This window comes from Halovivax cerinus, assembly GCF_024498195.1.
Lineage (GTDB): Archaea > Halobacteriota > Halobacteria > Halobacteriales > Natrialbaceae > Halovivax > Halovivax cerinus.
Genome location: NZ_CP101824.1, coordinates 3,629,179 through 3,644,768, shown reverse-complemented (window position 1 = coordinate 3,644,768; position 15,590 = coordinate 3,629,179). Strand labels below are relative to the sequence as shown.

Genomic DNA, 15,590 nt, shown 5'->3' with positions numbered 1-15,590 from the left:
CGGGTCCGAGTACCGCCGCCTACCAGTCGAACTCGACCGCACGGCCATCCTCGGGAATCGTCGCGTCGTCGAAGTCCGCGAAGGCGTCGTGGAGTGCGTCGTAGGTCTCTTCGATCGCCTGCACGATGACCTTGGTGTCTCCGATGACGGGCATGAAGTTCGTGTCGCCGTTCCAGCGCGGGACGACGTGGGTGTGGACGTGGTCGCCGATGGAGCCGCCCGCCGCGTCGCCCAGGTTCAGGCCGGCGTTGAACCCGTTCACGTCGAGCGCGTCGTCGAGCGCCTCGAACGTTCGTTGCTTCAATCGGGCGTGGTCGAGGAGCGTCTCGTCGTCGAGGGCGGCGTACTCGCCGGTGTGCGCCCGCGGGATGACCATCACGTGCCCGGGGTTGTACGGATAGTTGTTCATGAGGACGAAACTTCGGGAACTCCGGGCGAGGACGTAATTGTCGCGATCAGCCGATTCTTTCGGGAGGGTACAGAAGACACAGCCATCGACGTCTTCGTTTCGGTCGTCGCGCGTGACCCACTCGATCCGCCACGGGGCGAAGAGTTCGTCCATATCCGCATCTGCACGTGCGAGGCCCAAAACTCCACGTGAAACCGTCCAACCGATTCGAGATTGCCGCGTATCGTGGACACGGCGCGCCCGCGACGAGAGTGAGCACACTAGCTGCCGTCTCCCGATAATACCAAATGAAAAAACTGTAACGATACCTTTATTAATCGGGTCTGACGGGTCGAGACTCCTTCGTGAACGATATTGATCGGTTAGCGGGTGTAAGGGAGACGACCCGTCACTGTCTGGCGATTTTTCGAATCAGCCCTCGAAATGAAACGCGGATTTATATCCTTCGTGTTGAAAGAATCGGTTCGATGGCAACGACAGACGACGCGTTCAACGGGCTGACCGAACACTGTGCGCACTGCGAACTCGACACGCTCCACGAGGTGTCGGTCCAGATTCGAACCGAGAGCGGTAAGGAGGAGAACGCCCAGTTCTCGCGGGAGCCCTACCGGGTAACAGAGTGTCAACGCTGTGGCAACCGCACCAGCCAGCGCATGAACAACGCCTGAGAGTCGCCCAGCGATTCGAGCCGGCGACCCTCTCTGGACGAGACAGTGCCTGCCCGTCACCTGAATCGGTTCGACCGCCGATTCGCTGGACTCCTCGTCCGAGGTCGACTCCGCGAGCCGACCACATCGGGAAAGTGCGGGATCGAGAGCCCGCTCAGCTTCCGAGTGAGACGGATCGTGGAGGGCACCTATGGTGAGACGGATCGTGTACCGGCCGTGTCGACCGCCGGAAATCAGCGCGTCGTCACTTCGCAGCCGTCCGGCGTCACGATAACCGTGTGTTCTTTCTGGCTGACGAGACAGCCGTCGTCCTCTTTGAGGACGGGATAGCCGTGGACGATGTCGTTTCGCTTGAGTCGCCGGAGTGCCATCTCCGCCCGGTCGGTCTCGAGCCACCGCGTCGCGAAGGGCAGCGTCCGAAACTCCTCGGTGATCTGGTCTAACGCCTGTCTGGCCTGCCGGTTCCGGATCGTCCCCTCCCGTTCGAGCGAGAAGATCTCCTCCGAGGCGCCTTCGGTGACTTTCCCGCCGCCGTCGGTCGCGAACGGTTCGATCGCCACGACGTCACCGACGTCGAGGGTCGTCCCCTGTGAGACCGCCCGGTTGGGGATCGTCGGACTGGTGTGTTGTTCCCAGTGACCCAGGCCGTGACCGGTCAGGTTCACGACCGGGTTGAACCCGTAGTCGTCGATGACCGACTCGATCTCGGTGCCGATCTCGGTCGTCTCGACACCCGGTTCGATCAGGTCGAGCGCGGCGTCGAGGGCGGCCGCCGGCGCCTCCGCGAGGTCGTCGTGGCCTGAGAGATCGACCGTTATCGCCGTGTCGGCCAGCCAGCCGTCGACGTGAACACCGATGTCTAAGTTGATCATCTCCTCGCCGAACGTGGTCTCGTCGTCGATGCCCGGCGTCGCGTGCGCTGCCTCCTCGTCGATCGAGATGTTGACCGGGAACGCGGGTTGGCCGCCGAGTTCGCGGATTCGATCCTCGGCATACTCGGCTACCTCGAGGTGGGAGACGCCCACTTCGACGCGATCGGCGGTCTCCTCGCGTACCTGCGCCAGGATCTCTCCCGCCTCGCGATGCTTCGCGTACTGCTCGGCCTCGAGATCGACTCCGGAATCGGTCATGGATGACGTTTGGTGGGTCGACAAAAAGAGATTGCGTCTCCGCACGTCGCTTCAGGCCTCGTGACAGAGTCCCACCGTCGCGTCGCGATACCGCACACCGAACCAGGTATATACCGATATAGAGATCTCTGAGCGATACCGTCACCACCCTACCGCTCAGTACCACTCATATAAAGGGTAATACATGTGCACGTCGGAACGTCCATCGTGCTGCGTACCGCCTCGTCCGAAGACACAGCCGTCCCGTTCGTCGAACACTGGATCGAGCCGGCAGCCTGGGACTGCGTGTACGTGATCGGAGACGTCCACGGCTGTCGAGACGCGCTCGACGACCTGGTCGCCACGATCGGTGTCGACGATGACGACCTCGTCCTGTTCGTCGGCGATCTCGTTCGCAAAGGACCCGACGGCGGGAGCGTCGTTCGGTTCGTCCGACGACACGAGAACATGCTCGCCGTCAGAGGAAACAACGAGCAGAAACTGCTCGACGGGGAGACCTCCTGCCCATCGGTTGGGCCGTCGGAACGGGCGTACCTCCGCACGCTCCCCGACGTGATCCGCTGGGACGGCGGACTGGTCGTTCACGGCGGCCTCGACCCCAAACGCGAGGTCAGCGCGCACACGCGAAAAGCCCTCCAGACGATGCGTTCGCCGACTGGCGACGGGTACGACGGTCCGTTCTGGTTCGAGCGCTACGAGGGCCCACCGCGCGTCTTCTTCGGCCACACCGTCCTCTCACACCCTATCGAGGACGAGTGGATCGTCGGGCTCGATACCGGCTGTGTCTACGGTGGGCAACTCGCTGCCTACGAACTCACGAACGAGCGGTTCGTAACGGTCGAGGGCCAGCCCCACCGGGAGCGAGCGTCGGATAAGATCGTGTCTAACTGGGGGTCGAGGTGAGGGGAATGGAGGGTGGAGACCGGGCAGACCCTGTGGATGGAGAATCGAGTTGTGACCGATCGAGACTCGCCGGATCTGGGCACGGAGAGACAGCCGACAAGTCCGCGGACGGGACCGGAGAGACAGGTGCGAAATCCGGGGCGAACCCGACAGACGGAACCCCCGCATCGCCATCGGCCGTCCCACTGGACGAAGGGGCTGGGACGGACGCAGCTGCGAACGCAGACATCGACACGATCACGTTTCGATCCATGGCCGAGGACGGTTCGGCCCGTCTCAGTACCGACGCGGGAGTGACGGACGAGCGACCCGACGACGGCGACGTCGACCTGACCGATCCCGCGTACTATCTCGACCGCGAGCAAAGTGAACTCGCCTTCCAGCGTCGCGTCCTCGCCGAAGCGCGCGACGAGACGAAGCCGCTGCTCGAACGAGTGCGGTTCCTGGGCATACTGACGGCCAACGTCGACGAGTTCGTCCGGAAACGGATCGGCGGTCTCGATCGGCGCGCGCGAACGGGGGCTGACGAGCGCTCGCCGGCCGGGCGAACGACGGACCAGCGACTCACGGACGCGCTCTCCGAAGCTGGCGACGTCCTGGCTGCCCAAGCGCGCTGTTATTGCGAGGAGATTCGGCCTGCCTTGGCGGCCAACGGTATCGACATCGTCGACTACGACGCCCTCTCACCGGCCGCAACGGATGCGGCGCGATCGACGTTCGAGGAGTCGATCCTCCCGACCCTGACCCCGCTGACCTTCGACCCGGCCCACCCGTTCCCGTTCATCTCGAACCAGAGCCTCTCACTGGCAGTCCTCACGAGACGTGAGTGTGACGACGGCGTCACGTTCTCGCGCATCAAGATCCCGCGCAATCGCGAGCGATTCGTGTCGGTCGACTCCGAATCGACGTTCGTGCGCCTCGAAGACGTCGTCCGGTCGAATCTCGACCTGTTGTTCCCCGACGTCGCGATCGTCGACACCGCGCTGTTCCGGGTGACGAGAAACGCCGACGTGAGTCGCGCGGACGAGGCCGACGACATGGTCGAGGCGACCGAGTCGATCCTCGACCGGCGACGGTTCGGGAACGTCGTCCGCCTCGAGATCGAGCCCGATGCGCCCGCGGAGATCGTCGACATCCTCACGCGGGAACTCGATCTCACGGACCGACACGTGTTCTCCCTCCCCGGCCCGCTCGAGTACCGCGACTTCCACCGGATCGCGTCGCTCGACCGGCCCGACCTCTCCGGGCCGGACTGGACCCCTCAGCCCCATCCCCGTCTGGCAGCCGCCGCTCGCGACGAAAGCCGGACTCTCTTCGACGCGATTCGGGCGAACGACGTCCTCCTCCACCATCCCTACCACTCGTTCGAGAAGACGGTCTGTCAATTCCTCGAGCAGGCGGCGAGCGATCCCGACGTGCTCGCGATCAAGGCCGCGATCTATCGAACGGCGAGCGATTCGCAGGTCATCGAGAGTCTTCTCACAGCCGCACGAAACGGCACACAGGTCGCGGTGATGGTCGAACTCGCCGCCAGGTTCGACGAACAGAACAATCTCGAGTGGGTCGAACGGCTCGAGGCGGAGGGGATCCACGTCGCCTACGGCACCATCGGGTACAAGACCCACAGCAAGGCCGCCCTCGTCGTCCGCGACGAAGCCGACGGCGTCGGACTCTACTCCCACATCGGCACCGGCAACTACCACTCCGAGACCGCAAAGGCGTACGAGGATCTCGGGCTATTGACCGCCGATCCGGCGATCGGACGCGACCTCGTCCGACTCTTCAACTACTACACCGGACAGACCTTACACGGCGACTACGAGGCGTTGCTGGTCGCTCCCGTCGAGTTACGAGACCGTCTTCGGGCGGTAATTCGAGCGGAGGCCAAACGCGCGCGAGCCGGCGAAGCGGCACGACTGATCGTCAAAGTGAACCGACTCGAAGATCCGACACTGATTCGTGAACTGTACCGGGCGTCGATGGCCGGCGTCGAGATCGAGTGCCTGGTTCGAGGAATCTGTCGACTTCGCCCCGGCGTCGACGGGATCAGCGAGACGATAACCGTCCACAGCATCGTCGGGCGATTCCTCGAACACTCACGAATCGTCTACGCACGCGACGGGGGTTCGGGACGGTATTACGTTGGCTCGGCCGACTGGATGCAACGGAATCTCGACGACCGCATCGAGACGCTCATCCCGATCGAGGCCCGGCCGCTGCGTGACCGACTCGACGCGATCCTCGAGACGCTACTCGCAGACGAACGTAATCGGTGGGTAATGCAAAGCGACGGCTCGTACGAACCCGTTCCTGCAGGCGACGATCCCGTCGACGCGCACGCTATCTTCATGGAGCGTGCCATGCGCAACGCCAGGAGGGCTGACGAGAACTCGGCCGACACCTGATCGTTCGGTCGACAGCCGATCGTGGGACGGACGGGCCAGCAGTCCGTCCCCTCAGTTCCGGGCCACGGCCGTCTGCATTCCCTCGCTGTTGAACGCCGATCCGACGGTGCCGTCCGCGTCGATGGCGATGACGCCGGCGTTCGCGCCGGTGAGTTCGCCGAACTCCTCCATCGCGAGCGACGTCGCCGCGTCTGCGTCGAGGCCGCGCTCGACGTGGCGAGCGACCCGTCGCGAGAGGGTGACCCGGGCGATGTCCTCCCCGGCGCCCGTGGCACTGACCCCGGCAGCCGGACAGCAGTAAAAGCCGGAACCGACCTGCGGAACGTCGCCGACCCTGCCCGCGAACGCGAGCCATCGCCCACCCGTCGAGGTCGCCGCCGCGATCCGGTCTCCGTCACGGGCGACGGCACCGACGGTGTCGTGGTCGTGCTCGTCGTCGACACCCGGTGTCCGGGAGCCGTCGGCCGTCGTCGCATCGTCGGTCGGTGCGGCCGACGCGTTCGCCGTGTCCGAGTCGTCCGCTCCAGCGTCACGACCGTCCGGATCCGACCGGCCGTACTTGTCGGCGATCCAGTCCAGGTGGTCGCGCGGACCGCCGGCCGGTGGGTCGAGGTCCGCCCACTTCTCGCGGGTGCGTTCGGACCAGAGGTCGACGTCGGTCTCGACGCCGAACGCCTCGGCCAGCGAGACGGCGTGCTCGCCGGCGACGAACCCGTGTGGCGTCTCTTCCATGACGAGCCTGGCGACGCTGATCGCGTGTTCCACGCCGGGCATGGAACACGCCGCGCCGACGGCCCGGTCGTCGGTCATGACACCAGCGTCGGTTCTGACGACGCCGTCCGACTGGACGGCACCGCCGACGCCAGCGTTGAACCGCGGCGACGATTCGAGCACCCCGATCGCCGACTCGACCGCGTCGACGGGCGCGTCGGCCGACGCGCCCGTTTCGGCCGCCTCGTCTAAGACCGCCTGTCTCGGCTCCGGTTCGTGTGGGGCGCCTCCGGCACCACCGTGGACGATGAGTTGCACGTCCGGGGACACCCACCGGGAGGGAATAATCGTCCCGGTCTCACTCGGTATCGGGGGTCGACTCACCGCTCGATATCGACCACGTTCTTATGCGGATCTCGCCCGACGGATACACCGTGAAGCTGAATTTTCTACCGACAGGGACGGCGGGCGGCGCTCGCGACCGGGGCGAGTCGTACGTCTCGCCGCTCGTCGACTTTCTCGCGGTCCTCGCGTTCACCGTCGGCGGTGCGATCGGTGGGATTTTGCTCTTGCTCCCGTAACGGTCGCGACGAAACGCACAGTGGATCGAACCGACGAGCGGAGAACCGACGAGGGGACGGGGGTGATCGGCTGGTTGCTCGAACACGAGCGATCGCTCTGGATCCTCGCGCTCGCGTGCTACGGGGTCGGCGACACGATCACGACCGGTCTCGGTCTCGCGAGCGGCGGCGCCACCGAAATCGGTCCCGTCGTCGGCCCACTCGTCGACCGGTTCGGCTCGGTCGGGCTGGTCGTCGCGAAATCGTCGACGATGGCGGTCTTCTACGGCCTCTGGCGTGTCCTGACGACGCCCGGTCGGGTGGCGATCCCGCTCGCGCTGGCGGTCGTCGGCGCGGCCGTCACCGGGTGGAACGTCTCGGTGTTACTCGCCGGGTGAATCTGCGCCTCGTAGTGGCGGCTACCGTGCAATACTTGCGCTCGCTCGCGCGGAAATGGATGCGTTTTTAGGCGCGGTGACGGGAGTTACGGACGAGATGAGTTACGACAAGATCGATGTCCCCGAGGACGGGACGAAGATCACGCTGAAAGCGGGGACCGAGGACGAACTCGAGGTACCCGACGACCCGATCATCCCGATCATCTACGGCGACGGCGTCGGCACGGACGTCGGTCCGGCCGCCCAGCAGGTGTTAGAGGCCGCCGCGGAGGCGACCGGCCGCGAGATCAACTGGATGCGCCTCTTCGCCGGCGAATCCGCTCGCGAGCGCTACGACGAGAACCTCCCCGAGGATACCGTCCAGGCCATCAAAGACCACCGCGTCGCGATCAAAGGGCCCCTCACGACGCCCGTCGGCGCCGGGTTCCGCTCGCTGAACGTCGCGTTGCGCAAGAAGCTCGACCTCTACGCGAACGTCCGCCCGACCTACTACATGGACGGGGTTCCCTCGCCCGTCTCCGAGCCCGAGCAGATGGACATGATCACCTTCCGTGAGAACACGGAAGACGTCTACGCGGGCATCGAGTGGGAAGCGGGTACCGACGAAGTCGAGCAGGTCAAGACGTTCGTCGAGGACGAGATGGGTGCGGACGACGTCATCCACGACGGCCCCGTCGGCATCGGCGTCAAGCCGATCACGGAGTTCGGCTCCAAGCGACTGATCCGCCGCGCCATCGACTACGCCTTAGAACACGACCGTGACTCGGTCACGCTGGTCCACAAGGGTAACATCATGAAGTTCACCGAGGGCCAGTTCCGCGACTGGGGCTACGAGGTCGCCGAGGAGGAGTACGGCGACGAGGTCATCACCGAGGACACCCTCTGGGAGGAGCGCGACGGCGAGCAGCCCGACGACGCCGTCGTCGTCAACGACCGCATCGCCGACAACATGCTCCAGCAGATCCTCACTCGGACCGACCAGTACGACGTCGTCGCGACGATGAACTTGAACGGGGACTACATGTCCGACGCCTGTGGCGCCCAGATCGGCGGTCTCGGCATCGCCCCCGGCGCTAACTTCGGCGACGGCCGCATGCTCGCCGAACCCGTCCACGGGAGCGCTCCGAAGTACGAGGGGCAGGACAAGGTCAACCCGACCGCCATCATCCTTTCGGGCCGCATGATGTTCGAGTACATGGGCTGGACCGACGCCGCCGACCTGGTCCGCAACGCCGTCGAGGAGACCATCTCGCAGGGCCTGGTCACCTACGACTTAGAACGCAACCTCGAGGACGCCGAGAAGCTCGCCACCAGCGAGTTCGCCGAAGCAGTCGTCGACAACATCGAAACGTTGTCGTAGACACCGTTTCGGACGGCTAGAGCCGACGGCCCCGACGTTTCGAGACGCTTGCATACGATCCGTTCGCGCAGACGGCACGCCAGGCGTTCTGGCGACGGCGAGCGATTGGCCGCCACTGACGGCCGGTGTGGTTTTCTTCGACGAGACGCGACAGACCGAGCTCTCTCCGTCAGCGACGCAGCCGAGAGCACGACCTGCGACCCGTTGAGATAGACCTGGCCGAGGACGAGCAGGTACGGCGGACTCTCCGTCGTCTGGACGGATCGCGAGCGGGACGAGTGCCACGACGCCGACGACGGCGAGCCAGACGACCAGCGCGTCGTCGGCCTGTTGGTATCAGCCCTCGTCGAGGGGCGATTCGAACCTGGCCAGCTACCGCGCCGATCCGTCTCCGCCACCACGCACCGCTCCGGTGTTCTCGCCCCCGACCGAGTATCACGAGGTGGGAATCACCACGGACTCATTTGACTGTCTCCGACGTCCGTTCACCTATGCCCGAAGAAGTGCTCTTCAAAACCGAGGAGGCGCGAACGCGCTCGGCCATCGCCGACAGGCTCGTCGACGCAGCCGAACAGATCGAGAACGGGTCGGTAGAACTCGACAGTCCGGGCGACGAGTATCGGGTCGACGTGCCCGAGGACACGACGTTCGAGGTGGAACTCGAACGGCTCACCGACTCCGAGACCGGCGACCAGCGCTACGAACTCGAGTACGAGATTCGCTGGACCGAGTGATGCGGTCGGGGCGAATCGGTCGACACGTCGCCGACTACAGGTCCGCCTTCCCGAACCGATAGTAGCCGATCGCGACGGGGACGACGACCCAGACCAGCAACAACAGGGCGCCGAACCACTCCTGCAGGTAGAACGGGACGTCGCCGGCGACGCGGTCGGCGGGTGCCGCGAACGTCTGATCGAGGTTGAACCGGAACATGACCGGGAACACCTGGCCCTCGACGAGCGTCGAGGCCGCGTAGGCGAAGGACTGCAGCGGGTTCAGCTGCTGGACGAAGAGGTACCAGGTCTCCGGCTGTGCGGGCGGGAACCCGTCGTGGGCGAAGTAGTAGATGCCGGCGGTGAGCAGTTCCCAGAACGCGAAAAAGACCATGAAGGTGCCGACTGTCAGCGCCATCGCGCGGCCGCGAGAGGAGACGCCGGCGGAGACGCCGACGGCGAGGCCCACGAAGGCGACGCCGTACAGGATCGATAGCCCCGCCATGGCCGCCAGGTCGACGATCGGGACGCTCCCGAACAGGAGGAGGCTCAGGACCGTCGCGACCAGGTACGAGAGGACGACGGCGAGGGCGATGACCCCGGCGCGTCCGAGCAACTTGCCGAAGACGACGTCGGTGCGGTTCGGCGGCAAGCCAAGCAGGAGCTTCAGACTCCCGGACCGGCGCTCTCCTACGATAGCCATGTACCCCCCGATGAGGGCCGCGACGGGAACCAGGACGCCGAGCGGAACGGCGAGGAACCCGAGCATCTGCGCGGCTGCGACGTCCTCACCGGCGTACCAGACGATCACGTAGCCGAGCGCGGAGAGGCCGACGAGCAGTCCGATTATCGACCACAGCAGTTTCGAGCGACCGGCGTCGGCAAAGTCCTTCTTCGCGACGGTGAGCGTGTGGCCAGTCATGCGTTCCCCTCCGGTTTTGACGCGCCTCGATCCGCCGGGTCGCCCGCGTCGGCGGCGAGGGCCGTCTCTGAGCTGTCGGCACCTTCGATCAGGGTGGTGAACATCGATTCGAGCGACGTCTCCTGGATCCGGAGATCGGTCAGTTCGATACCGGTGTTCGCCAGCGTGGTGACGACGAGCGGTTTGGACGACGGCCGTTCGACCACCGCCTCGAGTCTGCGACCGGTCGCCGTGACGTCTTCGACGCCGTCGATCGCGGCCACGGCGTCGACCGCTCCCTCGATGGATCCCGTCGCGGTGACGGTCATCGTCGCCCCGTCGCCGACGGATTCGCGCAGGCCCTCGATCGTGTCGAGTGCGACGAGCTCGCCCGCCCGGAGGATACCGACGCGATCACAGACCGCCTCGACGTGTTCTAAGATGTGACTCGAGAAGAAGATCGTCGTCCCTCGCTCGGCTTCCTCGCGGACGAGCGCCTGCATCTCTCTGATCCCGGTCGGGTCGAGACCGGTGGAGGGCTCGTCCATGATGAGCAGGTCGGGGTCGCCCGCGAGCGCCATTCCGGTCGCGAGGCGCTGGCGCATCCCTTTCGAGTAGTCGCCGGCGGGGCGGTCGCCATCCTCGGACGAGAGACCCACGCGCTCCAGGAGTGCGTCGGGATCGTCGGTCGCGCCCTTCGTCTCGACCGCGAACTCGACGTGCTTGCGACCGGTGAGTCGCTCGTACACGGAGAACCCTTCGGGGAGAATGCCGACGCGCTGACTGATCTCGTCCGACTCCGCCTGGGCGTCGTAGCCGAGGACCGTCGCCGACCCCGAAGTCGGTCGGGTGAAGTCCAGTAACATGTTGATCGTCGTCGATTTGCCGGCGCCGTTCGGTCCCAGGAAGCCGAACACCTCACCCTCCGAAATCTCGAGATCGAGTTCCGAGACGGCGGTGAGATCGCCGTAGCGTTTCGTCAACCCGTTCGTCTCTATCGCACTCATGTGAAATCAAACGGCGTGTCGTGCCGGGTATCGTCATCCTCGTCGGACCTTTCGTAAATATATTATCATATCAGTCTACTGGCGTAGGAATCACATCCCACTGAGTCCCGGTTTCTAGCGGCTCCCGGCGGCCCGTGGATGCGACTGAACGGCCCCTGATTCGGATCTCTCCGACGGTCCAGCGTCGACCACCGGAGGGTCGGTTACACCGATCGGACTGGCGGGAGCGTGGAAATCTGCCGTCGAACCGACGGCTTCAACTTCGATCCGTCCTCAGTTTCGGTATGTACGCGGTCGTCGGGTGCGGCGAGTGTTCGACTCTCTGGATCGTCGAGGGCCGATCGGAGACGAGCCAGTGTCCGGGCTGTGGCTCTCGCCGGCCGTTCGACGCCCGAAAGACGTTCGTCGAGACCGACGACGCCGATCGGGCCAGGGAGGTCCGCGCGTCGATGCTCGCGAGCCGCCAGGGCGAAGGCGAGGCCTTCGCTCGCGTCGACTCCGTCGCGGATCTCGAGTCCCAGGTCGCGGACGGCGTCGTCGCCGACGAGGAGTACCTGGCTGAATCGGGGCTGGACGTCGAGGAGATCGCGGCCGCCGGCGACCGTGACCCGCGCGGATCGACGCGCGATGGCAGTCGCAAGGAGATCGTCGAACGGGCGATCGAGGACCTGGATCGTCCGACCGCAGACGACGTGATCGAGTACGCGGCCGACCGCGGTGTCCCGGCATCGTACACCGAGCGCGCGCTGGAGAAACTGGTTCGAACCGGCGACGCCAGCGAGAGCCGCGGTGAGTACCGACTGCTTTAGGCGCGCCGTCTCGTCGGGATCGTCGTCTTCGACGATCGACTTACCCTTCGATGATGTCGTCGTCGTCGACCGGCGGGACCACAACCTCGCCGGTCAACGACACGACGCCCTGGCCGCCGACGCGGACATCGCCGTCGACGCGCACCCTGACGCGACCGGGGCGGTCGACGTAGTGGCCCTGTTCCATGACGAGTTCGGTCGGTTCCGACTCGTCGATCGAAACGGCGACGCTGGTGTCGCCGCCCGCGCCGGCCGTGATCGTCCCGGTCGATCCGCCGGAGAACGCACCGAACCGCCTGAGGTACGCCCCGGCCGCACCGCTTGCGGTCCCCGTGACTGGGTCTTCCGGCACCCCCGCTCCTGGGGCGAACATCCGGCCGTGGAGCGTCGAGTCGGCTTCGAGGGCGTCGAACGTAAACAGGTAGACGCCGGTGGCGTCGACGTCGGTCGCCAGCGCCTCGATCTTCGCCATATCGGGTTCGGCGCCGCCGACGTCCTGCAGGTAGGTGATCGGGACGATCAGGAACGGGAGGCCGGTCGACGAGACGGCCAGCGGGAGGTCCGCACCGACGCCGGAGAGTGCGGCGACGTCGACCCCCAGCGCGTCGGCGACACGATCGTACGTGAGGTCGACCTCGCGAACCGTCGGGGCGTCCTGGGTCATCCAGGCGGTATCGTCCGGTTCGATCTCGACGTCGAGGACGCCGACGTTCGTCTCGATCGTGGCGGGTCCGGGTTCGAGTCGACCGCTCTCGTGGGCTGCGACCAGGGTTCCGATCGTCGCGTGGCCGCAGAGGTCGACTTCCTGGGTCGGCGTGAAGTACCGCAACCGGTAGTCGGCGTCGTCGCTCGCGCTCGCGAACGCCGTCTCGCTCACCGACAGTTCGTTCGCGATCGACTGACACTGCTCGTCGACGAGTTCGTCCGCGTCGAAGACGACGCCCGCCGGGTTGCCGGCGAGTGGCTCGTCGGTGAACGCGTCGACGAGTTCGACCGACGCCGTGTCTCCTCCGTCGTTCATGCACGCCCGAACGGCGGGGAACGGTTTAGTCGTGGCGACACGCGCGCAACCGACGGGGATCAGTCGTCCGCACTTCCGACCTCGTCCGGGTGGACCGCGTCGACTCCCCGGCCGAGCTCGCACCCGCCGTCGTGGGTGCCGACGGGCGGACGATTGACCTCGGCGGCCGACGAGGCCGAGAGATCGGTCTCGGCCGTCAACGCGTCGATATCGCTCCCATCGCGGGCGTCCTGGTCGATCCGCATCGAGCAGAACTCGACGCCACACATCGAGCAGAAGCGCGCGTCGGTGTAGTTGTCGCCGGGCAGGGTTTGATCGTGAAACTCGCGAGCCCGGTCGGGATCGAGGGCGAGCGCGAACTGTTCGCTCCAGTCGAAGGCGTAGCGCGCCTCCGAGAGGGCGTCGTCCCAGTCGCGAGCGCCTGGCCGACCGGTCGCGACGTCGCCGGCGTGGGCTGCGATCCGGTAGGCCGCGAGCCCGTCGCGGACGTCCGCCCGGTCCGGGAGTCCGAGGTGTTCTTTGGGTGTGACGTAGCAGAGCATAGCGGCGCCTTCCTGGGCGGCGATGGCGGCACCGATGGCGCTCGTGATGTGATCGTAGCCGGGCGCGACGTCGGTGACGAGCGGACCGAGGACGTAGAACGGGGCACCGTCGCACACTCGTTGCTGGCGCTCGACGTTATCCGCGATGCGGTCCATCGGAACGTGACCCGGCCCTTCGACCATGACCTGGACTCCGTGGTCCCAGGCGCGGCGGGTGAGTTCGCCGAGTACGTCTAGTTCGGCGTACTGGGCCTCGTCGCAGGCGTCGGCGAGACAGCCCGGTCGCAAGCTGTCGCCGAGGCTGATCGTGACGTCGTGGGTCGCGAAGATCTCGCAGATCTCGTCGTAGACGGTAAAGAGCGGGTTCTGTTCGCCGTGTTCGGCCATCCACGTGGCCACGATCGACCCACCGCGGGAGACGATGCCCGTCGTCCGACTCTCGGTGAGCGGGAGGTGTTCGGCGAGGATGCCCGCGTGGATCGTCATGTAATCGACACCTTGTTCGGCCTGTTTCTCGACGACCGAGAGCAACTGATCGGCCGAGAGATCGGTCGGATCGCCCGCCCGCTTTACGGCCTCGTAGATCGGAACGGTGCCGAGAGGGACCGGCGACCGTGCGATGTGGTCCTCGCGGATCTCGTCGAGATCGGCGCCAGTTCCGAGGTCCATCACCGTGTCAGCGCCGTAGTGGACGGCCGCGTGGAGTTTCTCCCGTTCGGTCGCGAGGTCGCTCGTCGTCTCGCTGTTGCCGATGTTTGCGTTCACCTTCGTGGCGAAGTCCGCCCCGACGATCATTGGATCCAGGGCGTCGTGGCCGTGATTCGCCGGAATGACCGCACGGCCGTCCGCGATCGCCTCGCGAACCGTCTCGGGGGGACACTGTTCGCGCGTCGCGACGCGTTCCATCTCCTCGGTGATCGTTCCGTCTCGGGCGGCCTGTCGCTGTGTGAGTGCCATCGATGATCTAGTGGTACCACTAGGTAATAATACCTGTGTCGAACCGGCGAACGAAGCGGTGCCGTCCGTGGTCGGACCGTCGGGAGGTCGAGACGGGACGGACACGTCGGCCGCGCCATCACGGCGTCCTCGAACGACACCGCCACAGACCCACGACGCAGTACCACAGACGCACAGAACGTCACCTTCCAGCTGTATCGCCGTCACGACGGCGTACCGATTGTCACCCACCCAGATCTATCACCATCACCACGGCCGTACCGATCGTCACCCACCCAGGTCTATCACCATCACCACGGCCGTACCGATCGTCACCCTCCCTGCTGTTCCGTCCGTTCGGTCGCCACCGCGCCGGCTCTTATTGTTCGGCGCCCCGTAGGCCCGTGCATGACGATTCGTACCGACGATTCGACCACCGAACTGGACGTGGTCGCGGACTTCGATGGCGGCTTCAGCTGGATCGCACACCCGGAAGAGACGATGCAACGTGCCAGTCACGCGCTGGTCGTCGACGGGGCGGTCTGGGTGATCGATCCGATAGACGGCGACGGTCTGGACGAGCTCCTCGCCGAGCGCGGTCACGTCGCTGGCGCCGTCGTCACGCTCGACCGACACAGGCGCGACGCAGCGTCGATCGCGACCCGACACGACGTCGACGTCTGGGTCCCTGACTGGTTCGGAGGCGTCGCGTCGGAACTCGACGCCCCGGTACGGCGTTTCGGCGCGGAACTCGCCGAAACCGGCATTCGAAGCCAGGTCGTCACGCGGAGTCGGTTCTGGCAGGAGGTCGCGCTCTTCGACCCGGACACGGCGACGCTCGTCGTCCCCGAGAGTGTCGGGACGGCCCCGTACTTCCTGACGGGGGACGAACGCCTGGGTGTCCACCCCGCGCGACGACTCTGGCCGCCGCGAAACCGCCTCTACGGGTTCGATCCGCAGCGGGTGCTCGTCGGGCACGGCACCGGAATCCACGACGACGCAGGCGGAGCGCTCAGGGACGCCCTCGAGCAATCGCGACGACGAACGCCTGCACTGTACGCATCGATCCTTCGAGGCGTCCTCCCAGTGTGATGTCCGGGCACCTCCCTGCGGTGTG

The 15,590-nt window shown here is 65.8% G+C and carries 16 protein-coding genes; 9 read left to right on the top strand and 7 right to left on the bottom strand.

The annotated features are described in order from the left end of the window. Positions 1–19 precede the first annotated feature (19 nt). Positions 20–562 (bottom strand): HIT family protein, encoded by a 543-nt coding sequence (locus NO366_RS17335; RefSeq protein ID WP_256532041.1) that lies wholly within the window; start codon positions 560–562, stop codon positions 20–22. A 314-nt stretch (positions 563–876) separates the two neighbouring features. Between NO366_RS17335 and NO366_RS17330 the strand changes: the two genes are divergently transcribed. Continuing rightward, positions 877–1,077, top strand: coding sequence for a DUF7835 family putative zinc beta-ribbon protein (locus NO366_RS17330; RefSeq protein WP_256532040.1), 201 nt, complete (start codon positions 877–879; stop codon positions 1,075–1,077). 233 nt (positions 1,078–1,310) lie between these two features. Here the strand turns inward: NO366_RS17330 and map are convergent, their stop codons facing one another. After that, positions 1,311–2,207, bottom strand: coding sequence for a type II methionyl aminopeptidase (gene map, locus NO366_RS17325; RefSeq protein ID WP_256532039.1), 897 nt, complete (start codon positions 2,205–2,207; stop codon positions 1,311–1,313). Positions 2,208–2,414: 207 nt separating this feature from the next. Between map and NO366_RS17320 the strand changes: the two genes are divergently transcribed. After that, positions 2,415–3,110: a metallophosphoesterase family protein gene (locus NO366_RS17320; RefSeq protein WP_256532038.1), complete on the top strand. Its 696-nt coding sequence runs from the start codon at positions 2,415–2,417 to the stop codon at positions 3,108–3,110. A 5-nt stretch (positions 3,111–3,115) separates the two neighbouring features. Next, positions 3,116–5,515: a polyphosphate kinase 1 gene (gene ppk1, locus NO366_RS17315; protein ID WP_256532037.1), complete on the top strand. Its 2,400-nt coding sequence runs from the start codon at positions 3,116–3,118 to the stop codon at positions 5,513–5,515. Positions 5,516–5,566: 51 nt separating this feature from the next. Here ppk1 and NO366_RS17310 read toward each other — a convergent pair whose 3' ends face one another. Further along, positions 5,567–6,544: an isoaspartyl peptidase/L-asparaginase gene (locus NO366_RS17310; RefSeq protein WP_256532036.1), complete on the bottom strand. Its 978-nt coding sequence runs from the start codon at positions 6,542–6,544 to the stop codon at positions 5,567–5,569. Positions 6,545–6,660: 116 nt separating this feature from the next. On the opposite strand from NO366_RS17310, the gene NO366_RS17305 reads away from it, so the two are divergent. From NO366_RS17305 to NO366_RS17290, 4 genes are all read left to right on the top strand, one after another. Continuing rightward, complete coding sequence (locus NO366_RS17305; RefSeq protein WP_256532035.1) at positions 6,661–6,807, top strand: hypothetical protein; 147 nt, start codon at positions 6,661–6,663, stop codon at positions 6,805–6,807. Positions 6,808–6,827: 20 nt separating this feature from the next. Next, positions 6,828–7,184: a DUF5658 family protein gene (locus tag NO366_RS17300; RefSeq protein ID WP_256532034.1), complete on the top strand. Its 357-nt coding sequence runs from the start codon at positions 6,828–6,830 to the stop codon at positions 7,182–7,184. Positions 7,185–7,281: 97 nt separating this feature from the next. Continuing rightward, positions 7,282–8,544: an isocitrate dehydrogenase (NADP(+)) gene (gene icd, locus NO366_RS17295; protein WP_256532033.1), complete on the top strand. Its 1,263-nt coding sequence runs from the start codon at positions 7,282–7,284 to the stop codon at positions 8,542–8,544. A gap of 491 nt (positions 8,545–9,035) precedes the next feature. Then, the gene (locus tag NO366_RS17290; RefSeq protein WP_256532032.1) at positions 9,036–9,278 is read left to right on the top strand and encodes an amphi-Trp domain-containing protein; all 243 of its coding nucleotides are present in this window, start codon (positions 9,036–9,038) and stop codon (positions 9,276–9,278) included. Positions 9,279–9,312: 34 nt separating this feature from the next. Here NO366_RS17290 and NO366_RS17285 read toward each other — a convergent pair whose 3' ends face one another. Further along, the gene (locus NO366_RS17285) at positions 9,313–10,179 is read right to left on the bottom strand and encodes an ABC transporter permease (RefSeq protein ID WP_256532031.1); all 867 of its coding nucleotides are present in this window, start codon (positions 10,177–10,179) and stop codon (positions 9,313–9,315) included. After that, positions 10,176–11,165, bottom strand: a complete 990-nt coding sequence (locus NO366_RS17280; RefSeq protein ID WP_256532030.1) for an ABC transporter ATP-binding protein — start codon at positions 11,163–11,165, stop codon at positions 10,176–10,178. Before NO366_RS17280 ends, NO366_RS17285 begins: the two co-directional genes overlap by 4 nt. A gap of 284 nt (positions 11,166–11,449) precedes the next feature. On the opposite strand from NO366_RS17280, the gene NO366_RS17275 reads away from it, so the two are divergent. Next, the gene (locus tag NO366_RS17275; RefSeq protein WP_256532029.1) at positions 11,450–11,974 is read left to right on the top strand and encodes a DUF5817 domain-containing protein; all 525 of its coding nucleotides are present in this window, start codon (positions 11,450–11,452) and stop codon (positions 11,972–11,974) included. A gap of 40 nt (positions 11,975–12,014) precedes the next feature. Here NO366_RS17275 and NO366_RS17270 read toward each other — a convergent pair whose 3' ends face one another. Both NO366_RS17270 and thiC read right to left on the bottom strand, forming a co-directional pair. Continuing rightward, complete coding sequence (locus NO366_RS17270; protein ID WP_256532028.1) at positions 12,015–12,995, bottom strand: PhzF family phenazine biosynthesis protein; 981 nt, start codon at positions 12,993–12,995, stop codon at positions 12,015–12,017. Between the two features lie 59 nt (positions 12,996–13,054). Then, complete coding sequence (gene thiC / locus NO366_RS17265) at positions 13,055–14,494, bottom strand: phosphomethylpyrimidine synthase ThiC (protein ID WP_256532027.1); 1,440 nt, start codon at positions 14,492–14,494, stop codon at positions 13,055–13,057. A 387-nt stretch (positions 14,495–14,881) separates the two neighbouring features. On the opposite strand from thiC, the gene NO366_RS17260 reads away from it, so the two are divergent. Continuing rightward, positions 14,882–15,565, top strand: a complete 684-nt coding sequence (locus tag NO366_RS17260) for a hypothetical protein (protein ID WP_256532026.1) — start codon at positions 14,882–14,884, stop codon at positions 15,563–15,565. Positions 15,566–15,590: the final 25 nt, after the last annotated feature.